Genomic DNA, 18,788 nt, shown 5'->3' with positions numbered 1-18,788 from the left:
AAGGTAAGAAGTATTTTTTTGTCAAGGAAGCTACACTATTTGCTTGTGATGGGTTGCGGCTATCGATCTAAAAACAGAAAACCAGTGTATTCCAGCCCTAGGTCATCCAGGGTCACCAGATAAAAATAGACACCTTCGGGCAGACCCATTTCGCGGTTGGTGTAAAGACTTCCCGCATTGGACATCCCATAGAACTCATTGACATAGTTGATTTTTTCATAGACTTTTTGCCCAAGTCGATTGTAGATGATCAAACTGTTGTTGGGCGATTCCTCCATACCATCAATCACCAGAAAGTCGTTGGTGCCATCCCCGTTGGGGCTTAAAAAATAGTTGCCCAATGTTGGGTTGTCCACCGCAAAAGTATCCGTGGGCAGTGGAATGGTGCCAAACGTAATGGCCGCAAAATCATTGGGAACAAAAGCATTGGAGGTTAAAAAACCTTCGGTAATATCACCGCTAACGGCCGCATTGCCAATAATGGTCCATTGGCTGGAAGCTTTGTTCCATCCTACTAACCGAACTGATTCCAAAGTCGCATTGGGAATAAGCCCCAGACCACTTCGCGCGTTCCAACTAATGGTGACCTGTGCCGATACATCACTTTGGACAATCCAAAACTCCTGATCGCTCACCGTACCAATGTCCCGTATCTTTTCATTGACATCAAAGCTTTGGGGAATGGATATGGGTGAGGAGGGATTCTCAAAAAAATAGGCACAAATGGCCAAAGGAGTCACGCCTTGCGAATCCAAGGTCAAGGACCGGAGTTGGTTTTCATCTCCAACGGGAAAACGAAAAACATCCCGATTGGTAATGGCGGCAAACCCGGTTACTTTTCTGGGGTTGGCCTCTTCGGTATAGGTACCTTGGTCCATAAAATTAAGATAGACCGATGGATCATTGAGGGTGGTAAGGATGTTGCCCTCAATAAAATTGAGGTTGTTCCGCACATTGACCGAATTCCGTAAAAAAATATTGTTGGGGACCATCACCTCCATATCCCAAAGGGTGGGGGGAATGTTCCCTGCTACCTGAATTACGTTGCTCTCATAAAAACCTACCAAGCCATCAGTTTGATCAAAGGCAGAATCGTTGATAAAACTGGTATGAAACCCCAAGTTGCCATGCACCTGCATATTGCCGGCATGGTACAGACCGGTTTGGGCTTGAACAATACAGCCCAATAACAAAATGGATATGTGGAGGAGGGGTTTCAAGGGTTAGAAGTCTGTTACGGTGAAATACCACTGAGCATCAACGGGAGTTGCAATCAATGCTCCAGCAAGATCTTGTTCGGAAAGTTGCGAAATTTGAACTGTAAAAGTGGTGGCTGTTGGGGTTCCTGATACTTCAATAGTGACATCTGGCCCTGCATTAAGTAATGTTAGTTGTACAATGTAGTCTGCATCTATCGTCACTCCAGCACCAAAGGTAACTGTGTAATTTCCAGCACTGTTTCGAACAACACCAGCACCATTAGAGTTGACAGTTAATGCATCTGCACTAACCTTCCCCATGGCGACAACGGCTGGAGCTTGCCAGACAACTGCTCCACCTACGGTGGTAAGCACATCACCATCTGTAGGGGAAGCTGAAGGTTCAATTTTAATTGGCGTAACATCACCGTTAGCGATTTTGTCGGTGGTTACGTTTGCATCCAATATCTTGTCTGTTGTGACGGCATCGTCCACGATTTCATCAGTGTCAATCGCATCGTTTGCCATTTTAACATTGGTAATGGCATCGTTTGCTATGGTGAGTTCCCCTAGGTTATTTATGGTTGCATCACCTCCCATGGTCACACCAACAGCATTGTTTGTGGCATCACCAACAAAAATGTCACCATCGTTCAGTGCAGAAGAGGTGAAATTTGTTCTGTTTTCCCATTGGGGGTCGCCGATTCCGTTTGTGGTTAGCACACTATTAGCATCGGCTGCCCCCAATGTTCCTATTTTATCAATATTGATGGCATTATCAGCAACTTTTGCATTGGTGATATTTCCATCAAGAATCTTTGGTGTTGTAATGGCATTGTCTACAATTTCATCAGTATTGACCGCATCATCGGCCATCATTGCATTGGTTACGGCATCATTTTGTATTGTCAAGAGCCCTGTGTTATCAATAGTGGCATCACCACTCATTGGCACACCTGTTGCGCTGTTCGCGACATTACCGACAAAGATGTTGCCGTCGTTGAGCGCTGAGGAGGCGAAGTTTGTTCTGTCTTCCCATTGGGGGTCGCCAGCCCCGTTTGTGGTTAGCACATTGTTGGCATCAGCTGCCCCCAATGTTCCTATTTTATCAATGTTAATGGCATTATCAGCAACTTTTGCATTGGTGATGTTTCCATCAAGAATCTTTGGTGTTGTAATGGCATTGTCTACAATTTCATTGGTGTTGACTGCATCATCCGCCATCTTTGCATTTGTGATGGCATCGTTTGCAATCTTTGCATTGGTAACATTTCCATCCAATATTTTTTGGGTTGTGACTGCATTGTCTGCCAAATCAAGTGGGCTGCCCACAAGTCCATCCCCGTTAATGGCCGCAGTGGTTTCTACGGCAGTTGGGCTGGTATCCTGCCAAGATGCGTTCCCGGCACCATCGGTGGTGAGCACCTGTCCGTTTGTTCCATCAGCATTGGTAATGGTATTTGCTCCAATGGTAACCAATCCGGAGGTTGTGAGGGTTCCTGTAATAGTGGCGTTACCTGAGGCAAGGGCTCCAGTGGTCACCACATCTTGATCTCCAAAGTCAGAATTGATTTTGGTCCCCAGAATGGCGGCGGTGTGTGATATATCTTCATTGACAATGGCGCCATTGGCAATTTTAGCTGAGGTTACCGCATCTGTGTTTAATTCTTCAGTGTCAATCCCATAAAGCGCTACGTCTAGGGTAAAGGGTAGGGCCTCAGTCCCATTTCCATTTAAAACTAAGGTTGTATCCGTGGGACCTACCACCTCATTTCCCACAACACCATCAAGTTCCGTAACGGTAATATCGGCTTCGGAAATCAAGGTCCAATTAATCCCATCCCATTGCATGAGTTGCCCGGTCAAAGTACCATCTTCCAGTTTTTCAAGTCCAACCGACCCATTTTGTATTTCACGTACCCCCACAGTTTGAGGGGCCAAATCGCTACCAAATAAGGTGCCGTTGTATACATTGTCGCCCGTAATCTGGTTCACCTCAAAGTTGTAGTTAATGCCGTCCGGAGTTTCGGTTTGAGTCACTACCACGGTACTGTCCCTGGCATCTGGGGCGGTGTTGAAAACTGCTTGGGTACTTACGGTAAACGAGTTGTCCAACGCCTCACAGATATTGATCCATTCCACCCCGTTGTAGTAGTGGATACAGTCTTCATCGGTATTATAGATTAAGGCACCGGGCAAAGGGTTTATAGCGCTCATTTGGGCCGTGGTGACCCGGGTGATGACCAGCACACGGTTACTGCTTTCCAATTCCAGAACAGAGGCAGGGTCCAAATTTTGTGGATTATCGCCAATTTTTACCTGGGCTTTCAGAGAAGTGAACAGGAGTAGGCCAACAATCAAAAAGGCAATTTGCGTTTTCACAGTGTTTGTTATTTGAGGTTTCCAAACGGAATCCACAAAACTAACCTTATGATTTGATTATGCTAATAAATCCCGTTCAAAAGGTAAAGTTCACGGGTGAACGGATACCCTTTTTTCAAAAGTATGCCTCGGAGAATTAACAAAAGTTTAGAACAGCTTTATTTTTTTATATGGGCTTCAAGAGTTTTCTTTAACTTGGGCTAAATGCTTTCTTATGAAAAATATAGTTTTGATTCTGTTTTCGTTGTTTTTTTCTGCTCTGTCCATGGCACAGGAAGACCGCCATTTATTGCGCGGGAAAGTGCTGTACCGGAGCACCAATGTACCCAACGAGAATGTAATTAATTCTACTTCCGGAAATGCCACAATTACCAATGATGATGGGGAATTTGCCATAATGGTAAAGGCAGGGGACCAACTGGTGTTTACAGCGGTGAACTACCAACTGGAAGTACTTACCGTTACCGAGGAAATTCTTGCGAATAACCGCTTGGTAGTGGAAGTGACCGAAAAGATACGGGAGTTGGACGAGGTAGTGGTGACCCCGGAAAACCAAGAACGATTTTTGGAGGTGAAGAATGAGGATTTTAAACAATTTGACTACGAAATTGATAGAAGTACGGAGGTTGAAAATGTGGCGGAGTCCAGAACGGTTCGCGGCATGCGGGACGGGCTCAACTTTGTAAATATTTTCAAAGCGCTTTTTAAATCCCATGAAGAAGAGGGTGCGCAAAGGGCCCCACTTAAGGTAAGCGAGGTGCTTCGTCATGTGTATGACGATGAGTTTTTTGTGGCGGATTTAAAACTTCCGCAAGACAAAATAGATGCTTTTTTATTGTATTGTGATGATAAAATTCCTTCCCAGACCTTGTTGCGCAAAGAAAATGAGTTTCAATTGATTGATTTTTTGGTGACTCAGAGCAAAGCCTTTTTGACCGAGTTGAATGAGGAATGAAGCAACTTCTTTTTCCATTAGTATGTTTATTCACCTTTGGTGCCACGGCCCAAGACAGTGCTCGTAAAATTTTACGGGGAGTGGTTACCAGTGCCACTGAGGATGTGGTGGGCGTTGTGGTCCAGAATATTTCTTCGGATGAAGCCGTTATCACAGATATTGATGGAAATTTTACCATTAGGGTACAGGTGAACGACACCTTGGTCTTCTCGGCGGTGCATTTTCAGAGAAAGTTGCTTCCCGTGACCGAGGCAGTGTACAATTCAAATTTTGTGACAGTTCCTTTGGAGGAATTTGTCAACGAGCTACGGGAAGTGGTGGTGAGTCCGTACAACCTATCTGGGGTTTTGGATAAAGATCTTGAAAAGCTTCCCCCTCCAAGAATTGTGGATGCCGAGGCCTTGGGCCTTCCCAATGCCAATGCCAAAGATTTTACCCAAAGTGAACGAAAGCTCAATGAAGCTGTTTCTGGAAGCGGGATTGTGCCACTAAATCCTATTATCAATGCCATAACAGGTCGCACCAAAATGTTAAAGAACCGCCTCGAAGTGGACAACACCTATGCTCGGACACAACGGGTACAAGACTTTTATGTGGATTCTCTTTTTGTGACCACCTTAAAGATTCCAATGGAAAAAATAGAGGATTTTATGTATTTCTGTGAAGTGGATGAAGCATTTCAAACCACTGTTGATTCGCAGGACAAGTTGAAAATATGGGATTTTATGGTGCAAAAGAGCAGGGTGTATCGGGAGAACAATAATTTGGATTGAAGTCAGGAGTCAGGAGTCAGGAGTCAGGAGTCAGGAGTCAGGAGTCGGAAGTCAGAGGTCAGGAGTCAGAGATCAAGAGTCAAGTTCAAGTTCAAAATTCCAAATTCCAACAACCATCAAGTAACAATCCCAAATAGTAAATTCCAATATCCAATACCCGTTTTTTATCTTTTTTCTAATATCATGGGTCCAATGTCCAAAAAGCATATTTTGGCAAGTCTTTTGCATAAAAATCCCATGAAATCCTGTAACATTGCCCCAGCATTGGAGTACTAAAATCTATATGATGAAAAAGAGAACTGTAAGGAATCTACTATTGCCATTGGCCGTGGTACTTTTTTTATCATTCACATCAGCCCATAAATTCTATGTAAGCGTCACCAATGTGGTGTATGCTGAGGAAGATGATGCTTTTCAGATTACGAGTCGCATTTTTATTGATGATTTGAATGCCCTCTTGGAAGAGCGCTATGGCATTAAAGCTAAGTTGGCCACCCCCAATGAGGCTAAAGTGGCTGATGAATACATAGAAAAATACTTTAGGGCCAAATTTGCCATGGAACTCAATGGCAAAACGGCTGAATATACCTTCTTGGGAAAACGCTATGACAATGATGTGGTCATCTGCTATCTTGAAATTCCCAAAGTTAATTTTTCGGGGCTAAAATCCGTAGCCATTCAAAATGAGATTCTCACCGATTTATTTGAAGAACAACAGAACGTGGTCCACCTAAAATGGAAAGACCAAAAGAAGAGTTTTGTGCTCATCAAGGAAAATAATAAAGGAATGTTAAACTTGTAACGAATTGTTAACGGTTGGTTAAAAAAGAGCTATTTTTCAACGTTTTAAAATCAAATAAAAAATGAACAGAGTTAAGTATTATTTTGCTTCCGTACTATTTCTTTTTGGTACTGTTTTGATGGCGCAGGAAGAAGAGGAAACCAAACCGGCACGGGAGCCAGGTCATTACAATCAAAGTAAGTTTAAACAGTTGTACGAGGAATTTTCCACCCCCAACAACTATCGGTCCGCATCTGGAGCCCCAGGTCCGGATTACTACCAACAACAAGCCGATTATGTGATCAATGTGCAGTTGGATGACAAAAATGCAAGAATTCATGGTGAGGAAACCATTACCTACCATAACAACTCCCCTGATGTTTTGGAGTTTCTTTGGGTACAGTTGGACCAAAATGTCCGTGCCAAGGATTCCAAATCCCCACTACGTGATGGAAATGGGGTGAACATTGCCTACACCGCAGGTAATTTTGCCGAAACCTACATGAGCGAGCCTTTTGACGGTGGTTTCAATATTGAATCGGTGACGGATGCCAGTGGAAAACCATTATCGCATACCATCAACCAAACCATGATGCGAGTAAACATTCCGCAACCGCTAAAGAGTGGGGAAAAAGTTTCTTTCTCGGTTAAATGGTGGTACAATGTTCCTGACCATACGGTAAATAGGGCCCGTTCCGGATTTGAATATTTTGCAGCGGACGGTAACCGTGCCTATGTGATTGCCCAATTCTTTCCAAGAATGGCGGTATACAGCGATGTGGAAGGATGGCAAAACCATCAGTTCTGGGGCAGTGGAGAGTTTGCACTTCCCTTTGGAAACTACGATGTAAGCATTACCGTTCCAGCGGACCATGTTTTGGATGCAACGGGAGAGCTTCAGAACAGAGATGAAGTTTTCACCAAAGACATGATGAAGCGGTACAAGGATGCCAAAAAATCTTATGACAAGCCTGTCATCATTGTAACCCAAGAAGAGGCTGAGGCCGCTGAAAAGGGATTCTCAACAGATACTAAGACATGGAAGTTCAAGGCGACCAATGTGAGGGACTATGCCTTTGCTTCATCCCGTAAGTTTATTTGGGATATGCAGGCCGTAAAAATTGGTGGCAAAGATGTAATGGCGGTTTCCCTGTATCCAAAAGAAGGAAATCCGCTATGGGAAGATATGTCCACAAAAGCTGTGGTACAGACGCTGCAGACCTATTCCAAACATACATTTGATTACCCATACCATAAGGCCATTTCTGTACACGCGAAAAATCAAGGGATGGAATACCCCATGATTTGCTGGAACTATGGTCGACCCAATGAGGATGGAACCTATTCAGATCGAGTGAAATTCGGAATGATCAGTGTAATTATCCACGAAGTGGGCCATAATTTCTTCCCAATGATTGTCAACTCAGATGAGCGTCAGTGGGGATGGATGGATGAAGGTCTCGATACCTTTATGCAGTACTTGGCCGAGCAGGAATTTGGAAGGAACTATCCAGATGTCATTGCTCCTGGTGAAAATTATCCATCGCGTAGAGGAAATCCAGCAGACATTGTACCGTACATGGGCGGAGATCAGAGTTACATCTCCCCAATCATGTCAAACCCAGAAAATGTCTACCAATTGGGACCAAATGCCTACGGAAAACCTGCTACGGCATTGAATATTCTTAGAGAAACCGTAATGGGTAGGGAATTGTTCGATCATGCCTTTAAGACCTATGCACAGCGTTGGATGTTTAAGCACCCAACCCCAGAGGATTTCTTCCGTACCATGGAAGATGCTTCTGCCGTGGATTTGGATTGGTTCTGGAGAAGCTGGTTCTACACCACCGATTATGTGGATATAGGTGTAAAAGGGGTCAAAAAATATTACGTGACCAACAAGCCTACCAAGGAAATGGAAAAATATATGGCCGATAGAAATCTCACGGAAGCTGATTTACCTCCTTTGGTCTATTTGGCAGATGAAGACAGTGAGGATTACATGCCTGAGCTTAAAGGCAAATCTCCAACGGAAACTTCCCAAAACCTGAAGGAATTTATGATGGACAACATGACCGAGGCAGAGCGGTCTCAGGTTGAAGAGCCCAAATATTTCTACGAAGTCACTTTTGACAAGCCAGGAGGAATTCCAATGCCATTGATTGTGGAGTATACCTATGCCGATGGCACCAAGGAAAATGTTACTTACCCACCTGAGATTTGGAGAAAGAACGATGCTGAGGTAAAAAGGGTGATTTCATCCCAAAAAGAATTGGTAGGGATTGTGGTAGATCCAAAGTTGGAAACGGCGGATATTGATACTACCAACAATGCTTGGCCCAAAAAAGAAGAGAAATCGGACTTTGATCAGTTCAAGGACAACATCAAAGGATAGATTTAGTTACAAAATAGCTGTTAAAAGCCCTGTGATTTCACGGGGCTTTTTTTATTTTCCTACTAACTTCTGATTATATTTGTTGCATGTATTTTCTATTCATAAGTGGCGCAGAGATTTTTTTCATCCTATTTATAGTGGTGATGGTCTTTGGTGCCGATAAAATTCCCGGGATTGCCAAAGGACTGGGTAAGGGAATGCGTCAACTTCGGGATGCAACCGATGATATTAAGCGCGAAATCCAAAAAAGTGCCGATAAACAAGGCATCGATACCGACTTTACCAAAGACATTCGAAAAGAAATCGATGAGGTAAAGAAAAATGTTGATGAGGTTACAGGATCGGTAAAAAGAAATCTCAAGTAATCCATGCTTAAAAAAGTGCTCGAATGGGATAGGGACACGTTTATCTATCTCAATAGTTTGGGCATTGAAGAATATGATGGGTTCTGGTCTACCATTACCAACATTGCCACATGGACCCCTCTTTTTATCTTTTTTATTGTATTGTTTTTCCTGAAGTTTCCAAAACGGGAGGCTTGGTTTAAGGTTTTGACCTTAATTGGCTTGATTATTTTTATTACCACCATAACCCATTGGACCAAAATATCGGTAGCCCGACTGAGACCCAACAACACTGAAGAGATCAATACACTGATTCGTATTCTAAAAAGTCCAACGGATTATAGCTTTTTCTCAGGGCATGCCTCAAGTTCCTTTTCCATCACAACTTTAGTGTTTCTTTTTTTGAGGAAAAAAATAAAGTGGGCGCTCTTATTTTTTATTTGGCCTATTCTGTTTGCCATGAGCCGCATCTATGTTGGGGTGCATTTTCCCATCGATATCATGGTTGGTGCGGTGGTTGGAATACTATCCGGGCTATTGTTTTACAAACTCCATAACCGTTTTATTTTACCCTACTCAGGGTCAACCCATCCCTAATGGGCAGCAAAACAGTTTCCACCCTGGGGTCATTTTGCAGTTTCTTATTGTAGGCCTTCAAAGCAAGGGTGGCCTTATCCGATTTGGGAACCGGTTCCACCACTTTTCCGGACCACAGCACATTATCCGATAAAATAACACTACCCGATTTCGTTTTTTGAATCGCTGCTTCAAAATAGGCATCGTAGTTCACTTTTTGGGCATCAATAAAGATGAGGTCAAAAGAAAGGTCAAGTGTTGGGATAATGTCCATGGCATCTCCCGTATGTTGAATGATTTGTGAACCATAGCCGCTTCGATCAAAATACTTGCGTTGAAAATCGTGTAGCTCCTCATTGATTTCAATGGTGTGCAATTCTCCGTTGTTGCGAAGTCCTTCCACCAAACAAAGAGCCGAATACCCTGTGTAGGTTCCAATTTCCAAGATGTTTTTGGGAGCGATGATTTTGGATAGTAAACTCAGTACACGACCTTGAAAATGCCCCGTGATCATACGGGGGTGCACCACCTTTAGGTGGGTTTCCCGTGACAACTCCGCCAATAATTCAGGTTCTGTTTGGGAGTGTTCTTCGATATAATCTTCCAGGATGTTGGAGAGAAAATGCATGGTTTATTTTTTTCAAAAATAGATAAAAGAACTACATTCGGAGATAACTTGTACCCTCAATTAAAATGACTTCAGACCAAATCACAATTCGGAATGCCACTTTGGAGGATTTGTCCATCCTGCTCCATTTTGAACAAGGCATCATCACCGCAGAACGCCCTTTTGATGTGACCATTAAGGAAGATCCAATAAGTTATTATGACCTTAAACAGATGATTTTGGATGATAACAGCTGTGTTATAGTCGCAGAAGTGGATGGTAAGGTGGTATCATCGGGTTATGCCATTTCCAAGCGGGCCAGACATTATCTGGACCACGAATATTATGCCTATTTGGGATTTATGTACACTGACCCGGCCTATAGAGGAAAGGGTATCAATGCTTTGATTGTAGATGAATTAAAGAAATGGTCCCATGAAAATGGCTTTCAGGAAATCCGCTTAACGGTTTACAGTGATAACCTTCCCGCTATAAAGGCCTATGAAAAAGTAGGATTTAAAAAGCATATCATTGAAATGCGCTTGGAGTGAATTACTGGGCAAAATAGGTTCACAAATCGTATTTTTGAAGCAAATCAAGTAAAGCATGACATTCCAAAATACCCTTGAGTTTGCCCAACAATTGGATGCCAAGGACAAACTTTTTAAATACCGTCAAGAATTCCATTATCCAAAGGTAAACGGAAAGGAAGTCATTTATTTTACAGGAAATTCCTTGGGATTACAACCCAAACGCACCCAAAAATTTGTAGATGACGTCATGACGGATTGGAAGGAATTGGCTGTGGAAGGTCATTTTTATGCAGACAAACCTTGGTGGGATTACCACGAGCGATTGGCATCTGGTTTAGGTAAGGTGGTTGGGGCGAGTCCAAAAGAGGTTTCCGTAATGAACACCCTTACGGTGAACCTGCACCTTTTAATGGTTTCCTTTTACCGCCCTACCGCAAAACGATTCAAGATTCTTTGTGAAGAAAAAGCATTTCCCTCCGATCAGTATATGCTGCAGAGCCAATTGCGATTTCATGGTTTGGATCCAAAAGATGCGTTGGTTGAGGTAAAAAAACGGGAAGGAGAGCATTTTTGGCGGACAGAGGACATTATACAAAAAATCAATGAAGTAGGAGAGGAGCTGGCCTTGGTATTGATGGGTGGCGTAAACTATTACAACGGTCAGGTGTTGGATATGGAGACCATCACCAAAGTTGGAAAATCAGTTGGAGCTTTTGTAGGATGGGATTTGGCCCATGCTGTTGGCAATGTAAAATTGAACTTGCACGATTGGGATGCTGATTTTGCTGCCTGGTGCAGTTATAAATACATGAACAGTGGTCCTGGAAATGCTTCGGGTATTTTTGTGCATGAAAAGCATTTGGGCAAAAAGGACATCCCCCGATTTGAAGGATGGTGGGGCACCAAAAAAGAGACCCGCTTTTTAATGCAACCCGAATTTGACCCTATTGAAACGGCAGATGCATGGCAATTGAGTAATCCTCCTATATTGTCACTAGCTCCGTATTTGGCTTCATTGGAACTGTTTGATGAGGTGGGCATGGATACCCTCATTGAAAAACAAAAAACCATTGTGGCCTATTTGGAGTTTGTTCTGCATGAAATTGACAAGCAAGTGGAGAGCTCGTTTGAAATTATCACCCCAAAAGAGCGCGGTTGCCAGCTTTCTGTTTTTTTGCACGGTGAAGGCCGCCCTCTTTTCGATTATCTCATGAAAAACGGTGTCATTACCGATTGGCGAGAACCCAACGTCATCCGATTGGCACCAGCCCCATTGTATTGTTCCTATGAAGATATGTACCATTTTGGGCAGATATTGAAAGCGGGAATACAGGAAAAATAAGCACAAAACAATAAAATGAACCGACCAAACCTATCGATCATATGAAATCCCTGTGGCTTATTTTGTCTAACCCCAAATACTTTGGCGCTTCTTGGGTTTTCACCAGTATTAATATTTGGTTCGGTACATGGGCCATATATATCCCCACGGTAAAAGAAAAACTGGACATAAACAAAGCCGATTTGGGAATTGCCCTTTTCTGTTTGTCGCTTGGGGTTTTTACCATTTTTCCCATCGCCTCCAAAATCATCAACAAACTTGGTGTGGGCAGGGCCTCATGGTATGGGGTCGTTTTTGTCTCCATAACGGCCATGTTACCGCTTATGGCGACCAATTATTATTTGTTGATGGCTGCCTTGTACCTTTTTGGCGCCAGCAACGGTTTTATTGATATTGCCATAAACACCTTGGTCACAGAGATTGAAAAGGAGGACAAACAAAACTTTATGTCCGCAGCACATGGTTTTTTTAGTTTGGGTGGTATTTTGGTAGGGTTAGGTAGTTTTTTAATTCCTGTTATTGGAAACCCTGTCCTTCACATGGGCATGACCGTGATTTTGGTATTTGTCATCAATTTTTTTCTAAAAAAACATTATATCCACATTGTTGCCGCTCCGGTAGAAAAGGAACCCTTTAGCCTAAAATTGTTTAAACCTCTGTTGTTGTTGGGCATTATTGGATTTGTTTCTTTTGGTAGTGAGGGGGCCATAATTGATTGGAGTGCGCTTTACCTCAAGGAAATGACCATGGCCCCAGAACTGCTCATTGGGGCGGGATTTTTGGCATTTTCCACCACCATGACCTTGGGACGATTTCTTGGGGACGGAATCAGTGCCAAAATTGGTCCAATAAAAATTGTGGGACTGGGAGCTTTTGTTGCAGCCATCGGTTTTGTTTTGGTCCTAACGCAGAACACCTTATGGTCCATTATTGGTTTTGCCTTTAATGGTCTTGGTTTTTCGGTGATTGTTCCAGAATTGTTCCGAATAGGGGGCAATGTAAAGGGGGTGGATTCCTCCCAAGGTGTTGCCTTCATTGCAGGAGCAGGCTATATGGGTTTTTTGTTGGGCCCAGTAATTCTAGGATTTATTGCCGAAAGCTCTTCCTTGAACTATAGTTTTATCCTGTTACTGGGCTTGGCCTTATTAGTTTTGGGGATTACTTTTTTCTTGAACGGGAGGAGGAAGTAAAGTAGGCAATTGTATTATTCGATTGTTAGATATGTTCAACAAAATTCATTCGTTTGCCCAATACCCGGAGTACATGAATTTCTTCTGGGCCGTCCTGTAGATAAAATATAACATAGGCTTTAAAATTGTAAAATTTTAAACTCGTGGAAATTTTAGAAGCATCTCTTGATAATTCTTGTCTTGAGGACAGTTCCAACATAAACTCTTCCATTTCCAATAAATAGGTAGTAGCTTGTTCCTGGCCAAAGTACTTTATACCATATTTGTAGATGCCTGCTAAATCGTTTTGAGCCTGGGAGGATAGGCTATAATTCGCCATTATCTACTTTTTGTATGATGTCTTTGATTTTCAATGGACTTTTGCCGCTCTGCAACCCTTGGTCAATGGCGTTTTTAAGTTCTGCCAATTTCATATTTTCCTGCTGGTCCTTTCTGACCAAATCCCGGATGTATTCACTGTCATTGGTAAAATCCCCATTTTGGACCCTAAGCTTTATCCAACTATCTTGCTGATTTGTAAAGGTTATTGATTTTCTAACGGTATCCATACGGATCTATTTGTTGGTGCAATATAACACTTTTTTGCACCAGTGGAGCTGTTTTGCTTTTTTTTGATTTTAAGCATGGACTTTCTTGTTTATAGAAACGTAAAACACAACACTATACCCAAAATGGGAGTGTCATCGATGTAAACTATCGATCTTTTAATATCAGGGAGAATTTAACTGTCTTTTTTGAGCCTAGTAATTTACTCTTTGTTTACAGAAAGCCCTGTAAAGTAGAGATGGAAGCTGCCATCTCCTTTTTTGTGGTCCTGTGCTATTTCCAAACCGCCCATGTCTTTATAATTTTCCCACGTAGTGGCCAAGGATGGTTCCTCTTGGTTGGATTTTCGGTACACCCATTCCCGAAGGATAAAATCATCCTTAAAATAAAAATCATAGGCATCACCTGGGGTGTAACCTCCCTCATTTTTGTAAACAATGGTCAATTTTTGCATATCCTCCCCACTAATAGGTGCTTTTTCAGCCTCGGTGTGCTCATGGGTATAACTGTTGGAATCCCACATCAAGTTAAAAGGGGCCGCAAGCCAATAACGGTCATTGATAAAACCACTGTTTCTTTTGTAAGCGATGCTGTCCATGGATTTTGGATTATACGTCAACGTATCTTCGCCAGAAATGGCGGTCACCTCATTCATCTTGGGTTTCCAGACCCAGCTTCGCTCAAAATGGGTACTATCCCGATCTACATTAAAGGTGAAGGTGATTTCAGAAACGGATTTCCAATTTTCATAACCATGGGCCTCTGCAATTTTTTCAGGAATGCTCTTTTCAACTTCGGGTTGCGCCTCGGTTTTTGAAGCTTTGGGCTCGGTTTTACAACCGATGCATAAAACAAATGAGAAAATGGTAAGGATGTATAAAGCCTTCATGTCTGATTTTTAATCAAATATACCACGATTTTGGTATCTTGCGCGCCATTTTTTTAAGAGATCAAATTAAATCAACCCAACAAGTGACTTTTCTAAAAAGGCTGTTTCTAATAATTATAAGTAACCCCGACAAAGCATCTTTGGAAACGGAAGACCTGTATGCCCATCTTTCAGATGAGGAATTAGTAGAACAGATAGTTGCAAACAATGACCCTTTGCTGTTTGGTCGATTGTACGATCGTTATGCCAAAATGGTGTACAATAAGTGCTATGGCTTTGCCAAGTCGGATGGCGAAGCTGAGGATTTGACCCAGGATGTTTTTTTACAGTTGTTCATTAAATTGAAGATGTTCAAGGGGAAGTCCAAATTCTCAACCTGGCTGTATTCCTTCACCTATAATTTTTGCGTCAATTATGTAAACCGGAACAAACAACGTAAGATGCGGGATCAATCGGTTCCAGTAGAAGCAACTGAATATAAGTTGAACGCCGAAATTCCCGATGAAAGCCTATATGAAATGAAAGCCGAAAAATTAAAAAAGGCCTTGGAGCTGATTTCGGCGGAAGATAAGTCCCTTTTACTACTGAAATATCAAGATGGAGCCAGTATCAAAGAACTGGTCAGTCTTATGGATATTGGAGAAAGTGCCGTAAAAATGCGATTAAAGCGCGGAAAGGAAAAACTAATGGAAATCTATAACACCCTACCATAGATGGCAACGCAACACAGAAACCCGTTCAAACAATTGGAAGCTTCACTCAAAGAGGCCCCTCCGGGAATGAAGCAAAAAGTAATGAACGACATTGCAGCGGCAAAATTGATCATGGATATAGCAGCACTCTTCTCCCTTAATGTGGGCAGTGCTTTGCGAAAACTTTTCAGAACCTTGGGAGAAAACTAACTACAACATAAATAAACAACAACTATGGAGACACTAAACAATTGGAAAAATCTCACAATTGATTCATTATCGGCGATGGGAAAAGAGATAGCCGTGGTACTTCCAAAAATCATAGGAGCAATTACCGTTCTAGTCCTGGGATGGTTGCTCATTAAGATAGTACTGTTCCTTTTGAAAAAAATCTTAAAGCTTACCAAAGTAAATGCAATCAGTGAGCGAATCAACGATATGGATATTTTTGGAAAGGGTGATATTAAGGTGGACATTGTAAAAATAATCCTGGGATTTGTAAAGTGGGGATTGCTTTTGGTTATTCTTATTGTAACCGCCGATATACTCAACTGGAAGATCATTTCTACCGAAATAGGGAATCTTCTGCGCTATTTGCCCAGATTCTTCAGTGCGTTGGTTTTGCTGATGATAGGATTCTATATTGGAAACTTGGTAAAGAATACGGTAAAACGGTTGTTTGATTCCTTGGAATTGGGAGGCTCCAACTTGGTGAGTAACCTTTTGTTCTACATCATTGTTATTTTTATGTCGATTACCGCTCTGAACCAAGCTGGGGTGGACACGACCATCATTACCAACAATATCACCTTGATATTGGGTTCCTTCCTCTTGGCCTTTGGTTTGGGGCTGGGACTGGGTTCCAAAGATGTTATTGCAGATATTCTTAGGTCATACTATACCCGAAAAACCTACGCCGTGGGTGACAAAATTACCATTGGAGATGATTCAGGAACCATTGAGGCCATTGAAAACAACAGTCTGACATTGGTGACCAAGGCCGGAAAATTTGTGATTCCCATTAAGGATGTGGTTGCGCAAAAGGTCGAAATAAAGCCATAAGTACGGTATTTGGACAAAAGCGGATAATGCACCATAATTTCCTTGGAATTTGATTATTTTTGAAACTTTCAACACATAAAAAATGAGTCAAAAAAAAGGAAAGGTTCAAGAATTGATCCAAGAAAAATTATTGGAAGACCGCAAAGTGTTTTTGTGGGGCATGGTTGATGATGATTCTGCAAAGCACGTTATAGACCGTCTTCTTTACTTGGACATGATAAATAACAAGGAAATTCAATTGATCATCAATAGCCCCGGAGGGTATGTAACTTCTGGTTTTGCCATTTATGACACCATAAAACAGCTAAAAAGCCCCGTTTCAACGGTTTGTTCCGGTTTGGCGGCATCCATGGGATCTATTCTTTTGTCCGTAGGGAAAAAGGGGAGGCGATTTATACAGCCCCATGCCCGTGTTATGATTCACCAGCCCAGTGGTGGTGCCCGTGGCCAAGCTTCCAATATAGAGATTCAGGCCAAGGAAATTATTAAGACCAAAGAACTGGGTGCGCAAATTTTGGCAGAGAATTGTGGCCAATCTTTTGAAAAGGTCATGAAAGATTTTGACCGTGATTATTGGATGGGTGCCGAGGAATCTGTGGAGTACGGCATTGTGGATGAAATCTTGAAATAAGAAATAAACACCTCTAAAAAGGGAAAAAGTCCTTCGTAATTTTTACGAAGGACTTTTTGCATATATATGGACGCCGAAGCGGAATATTTCAGAATATATACGGCAATATGGATGCCAGAAGACTTTAAAGAAGTGTTAAAAACAGGAATAGGTCAGGTATTCTTGGAGTTTGGTTTTGTAACACTTTGATTGTCAAATCAAAAGCATAAAACAAGTAAAGACACCCAATTTCCGTATTTTTACAAGGTAATTGGAATTCGCCATTCGGCATTTATGACACAGACTCCTAAAAACATAGCCATCATCGGTTCCGGATTGGTGGGTTCGCTCTTAGCCATTTATCTACGCAAAAAAGGACATTCGGTTACGGTATTTGACCGTAGACCAGATATTCGAACCATCAAATTCTCTGGTCGTTCTATTAATCTGGCCATGAGCAATAGAGGGTGGCGTTCATTGCAAAAAGTGGGGCTGGAAGATTGTATTAAGGAAATCGCCATTCCATTGGATAAAAGGGCAATGCACGTTAATGAAAAGCCGGTCTATTTTCAAAAATATGGGAAAGAAGGAGAGGCCATTTGGTCCATTTCCCGAGGGATTCTCAATAAAAAAATGATTGATTTGGCGGAAGAGGCTGGAACAGTTTTCCGTTTCAATGAAAAAGTATGGGATGTAAACCTTCCTGAAGCCAAAATCTACACTGGTGAAACGGAAAAGAGCGAATGGAAGGAATATCAATACGACCTTATTTTTGGGTGTGATGGAGCTTTTTCGCGAGTACGGCACAAAATGCAACGCCGTAGTCGATTTGATTATTCCCAAAATTTCATAGATGTAGGGTATAAGGAACTGACCATTCCCGCCAACGAAGATGGAACCCATAAATTGGATAAGAATTCGTTCCATATTTGGCCACGGGGCCAATTTATGCTCATAGCCATGCCCAATATTGATGGGAGTTTTACCTGTACACTGTTTTTGCCTTTTGAGGGGGAGGTTTCCTTTGAAAGTATCACTACGGAAGATGAAGCTAGAAGTTTTTTTAGAACCTATTTCCCAAATGTGAAAAAGAATATTGAAAATCTATCCCAAGATTTTTTCAAGAACCCAACAAGTGCCATGGTCACCATGAAATGCTATCCATGGACGTATTGGGATAAAGTGGCCTTGGTTGGGGATTCTGCCCATGCCATAGTTCCGTTTTATGGGCAGGGTATGAACGCTGGCTTTGAGGATATTTATGTGTTGAATGAGCTCATGGAGACCTATGGAGACGATTGGGATGTCATTTTTAAACAATATCAGGAAGACCGCAAACCTAATGCTGATGCTATTGCGGAATTGAGTTACCGCAATTTTGTGGAGATGAGCAGCAAAACGGCCAACCCTAAATTCCTCTTGCAGAAAAAGATTGAAAAGTGGTTTTCAGCCAAACATCCAGACAAATGGATTCCCGTTTATTCTAGAGTTACCTTTTCAGAAAGACCCTATGCAGAAGCTTTGGCGATAGGGGACCAACAGGAAAAAATTATGAAAGAGGTTTTGAAAATGCCAAATATTTCAGAAGAATGGGAGACCAAGGAAGTGGAAGATAAGATTCTAGAGCTGTTGGAAGATAATAGCTAGGAACTTTTTTAGGTTCCTGTTGTCATTTTGAGCAAAGCGAAAAATCTCATTTATAATTCGACACGAATTACACCAATTTTCTCGAAGATTTATAGAATAAGGTACTTTGACTCCGCTCAGCACCCATTTTAGGAGGTGTTTTTGTCATTTCGACCGAATGGGAGAAATCTAAAAAGATTTCTCAATCGCTTTGCTCATTTCGAAATGACATAGAGGCGCAATAAAAAAGCCACCAAAAACGGTGGCTTCTATTTTTTTAGAAAAT

The 18,788-nt window shown here is 42.0% G+C and carries 20 protein-coding genes; 14 read left to right on the top strand and 6 right to left on the bottom strand.

The features are described 5' to 3' along the window. Positions 1-59 precede the first annotated feature (59 nt). Complete coding sequence (locus tag J0X14_RS09930) at positions 60-1,220, bottom strand: gliding motility-associated C-terminal domain-containing protein (protein WP_207097627.1); 1,161 nt, start codon at positions 1,218-1,220, stop codon at positions 60-62. A gap of 3 nt (positions 1,221-1,223) precedes the next feature. Further along, a complete protein-coding gene (locus J0X14_RS09925) occupies positions 1,224-3,581 on the bottom strand; it encodes a beta strand repeat-containing protein (protein ID WP_207097626.1) in 2,358 nt (785 codons plus the stop codon). Between the two features lie 214 nt (positions 3,582-3,795). Here J0X14_RS09925 and J0X14_RS09920 point away from each other — a divergent pair, with 214 nt between their 5' ends. The 6 genes from J0X14_RS09920 to J0X14_RS09895 all read left to right on the top strand — a co-directional run bounded on the left by J0X14_RS09920 (position 3,796) and on the right by J0X14_RS09895 (position 9,426). Further along, positions 3,796-4,536: a carboxypeptidase-like regulatory domain-containing protein gene (locus tag J0X14_RS09920; protein ID WP_207097625.1), complete on the top strand. Its 741-nt coding sequence runs from the start codon at positions 3,796-3,798 to the stop codon at positions 4,534-4,536. Continuing rightward, on the top strand, positions 4,533-5,309 hold the full coding sequence (locus J0X14_RS09915; protein WP_207097624.1) for a carboxypeptidase-like regulatory domain-containing protein: 777 nt from the start codon (positions 4,533-4,535) through the stop codon (positions 5,307-5,309). Before J0X14_RS09920 ends, J0X14_RS09915 begins: the two co-directional genes overlap by 4 nt. 286 nt (positions 5,310-5,595) lie before the next feature. Next, on the top strand, positions 5,596-6,111 hold the full coding sequence (locus J0X14_RS09910; RefSeq protein WP_317194441.1) for a DUF6702 family protein: 516 nt from the start codon (positions 5,596-5,598) through the stop codon (positions 6,109-6,111). A gap of 61 nt (positions 6,112-6,172) precedes the next feature. Further along, entirely contained in the window at positions 6,173-8,485 is a 2,313-nt protein-coding gene (locus tag J0X14_RS09905; RefSeq protein WP_207097622.1) for a M1 family metallopeptidase, read from the top strand. Positions 8,486-8,571: 86 nt separating this feature from the next. Next, a complete protein-coding gene (locus J0X14_RS09900; protein WP_207097621.1) occupies positions 8,572-8,850 on the top strand; it encodes a twin-arginine translocase TatA/TatE family subunit in 279 nt (92 codons plus the stop codon). Positions 8,851-8,853: 3 nt separating this feature from the next. Continuing rightward, complete coding sequence (locus J0X14_RS09895) at positions 8,854-9,426, top strand: phosphatase PAP2 family protein (RefSeq protein WP_207097620.1); 573 nt, start codon at positions 8,854-8,856, stop codon at positions 9,424-9,426. Here J0X14_RS09895 and J0X14_RS09890 read toward each other — a convergent pair. Next, complete coding sequence (locus J0X14_RS09890) at positions 9,392-10,033, bottom strand: O-methyltransferase (protein ID WP_207097619.1); 642 nt, start codon at positions 10,031-10,033, stop codon at positions 9,392-9,394. The genes J0X14_RS09895 and J0X14_RS09890 overlap by 35 nt on opposite strands. Before the next feature lie 65 nt (positions 10,034-10,098). Between J0X14_RS09890 and J0X14_RS09885 the strand changes: the two genes are divergently transcribed. The 3 genes from J0X14_RS09885 to J0X14_RS09875 are packed head-to-tail and all read left to right on the top strand — an operon-like array spanning position 10,099 to position 13,077. Then, complete coding sequence (locus tag J0X14_RS09885; protein ID WP_207097618.1) at positions 10,099-10,563, top strand: GNAT family N-acetyltransferase; 465 nt, start codon at positions 10,099-10,101, stop codon at positions 10,561-10,563. A gap of 55 nt (positions 10,564-10,618) precedes the next feature. Beyond that, positions 10,619-11,887, top strand: coding sequence for a kynureninase (gene kynU, locus J0X14_RS09880; protein ID WP_207097617.1), 1,269 nt, complete (start codon positions 10,619-10,621; stop codon positions 11,885-11,887). Between the two features lie 41 nt (positions 11,888-11,928). Then, complete coding sequence (locus J0X14_RS09875) at positions 11,929-13,077, top strand: MFS transporter (protein WP_207097616.1); 1,149 nt, start codon at positions 11,929-11,931, stop codon at positions 13,075-13,077. A 25-nt stretch (positions 13,078-13,102) separates the two neighbouring features. Here the strand turns inward: J0X14_RS09875 and J0X14_RS09870 are convergent, their stop codons facing one another. The 3 genes from J0X14_RS09870 to J0X14_RS09860 all read right to left on the bottom strand — a co-directional run bounded on the left by J0X14_RS09870 (position 13,103) and on the right by J0X14_RS09860 (position 14,512). Beyond that, complete coding sequence (locus J0X14_RS09870) at positions 13,103-13,396, bottom strand: type II toxin-antitoxin system RelE/ParE family toxin (protein WP_207097615.1); 294 nt, start codon at positions 13,394-13,396, stop codon at positions 13,103-13,105. Beyond that, the gene (locus J0X14_RS09865; RefSeq protein ID WP_207097614.1) at positions 13,383-13,625 is read right to left on the bottom strand and encodes a type II toxin-antitoxin system ParD family antitoxin; all 243 of its coding nucleotides are present in this window, start codon (positions 13,623-13,625) and stop codon (positions 13,383-13,385) included. The genes J0X14_RS09870 and J0X14_RS09865 overlap by 14 nt, the downstream gene beginning before the upstream one ends. Positions 13,626-13,825: 200 nt before the next feature. Next, positions 13,826-14,512: a hypothetical protein gene (locus tag J0X14_RS09860; protein ID WP_207097613.1), complete on the bottom strand. Its 687-nt coding sequence runs from the start codon at positions 14,510-14,512 to the stop codon at positions 13,826-13,828. Positions 14,513-14,652: 140 nt separating this feature from the next. Between J0X14_RS09860 and J0X14_RS09855 the strand changes: the two genes are divergently transcribed. The 5 genes from J0X14_RS09855 to J0X14_RS09835 all read left to right on the top strand — a co-directional run bounded on the left by J0X14_RS09855 (position 14,653) and on the right by J0X14_RS09835 (position 18,523). Next, complete coding sequence (locus J0X14_RS09855; protein WP_242527989.1) at positions 14,653-15,225, top strand: RNA polymerase sigma factor; 573 nt, start codon at positions 14,653-14,655, stop codon at positions 15,223-15,225. After that, on the top strand, positions 15,226-15,414 hold the full coding sequence (locus J0X14_RS09850) for a hypothetical protein (RefSeq protein ID WP_207097611.1): 189 nt from the start codon (positions 15,226-15,228) through the stop codon (positions 15,412-15,414). Positions 15,415-15,438: 24 nt separating this feature from the next. Continuing rightward, positions 15,439-16,266 (top strand): mechanosensitive ion channel family protein, encoded by an 828-nt coding sequence (locus J0X14_RS09845; protein ID WP_207097610.1) that lies wholly within the window; start codon positions 15,439-15,441, stop codon positions 16,264-16,266. An 82-nt stretch (positions 16,267-16,348) separates the two neighbouring features. Beyond that, positions 16,349-16,897 (top strand): ClpP family protease, encoded by a 549-nt coding sequence (locus tag J0X14_RS09840; RefSeq protein WP_207097609.1) that lies wholly within the window; start codon positions 16,349-16,351, stop codon positions 16,895-16,897. Between the two features lie 273 nt (positions 16,898-17,170). Continuing rightward, positions 17,171-18,523 (top strand): FAD-dependent oxidoreductase, encoded by a 1,353-nt coding sequence (locus tag J0X14_RS09835; RefSeq protein WP_207097608.1) that lies wholly within the window; start codon positions 17,171-17,173, stop codon positions 18,521-18,523. Positions 18,524-18,788: the final 265 nt, after the last annotated feature.

This window comes from Allomuricauda sp. CAU 1633 (assembly GCF_017313225.1).
Taxonomy (GTDB): Bacteria; Bacteroidota; Bacteroidia; order Flavobacteriales; family Flavobacteriaceae; genus Flagellimonas.
Note: the sequence above shows the minus strand (reverse complement) of the source record. Positions and strands in the feature narration are given on the sequence as shown.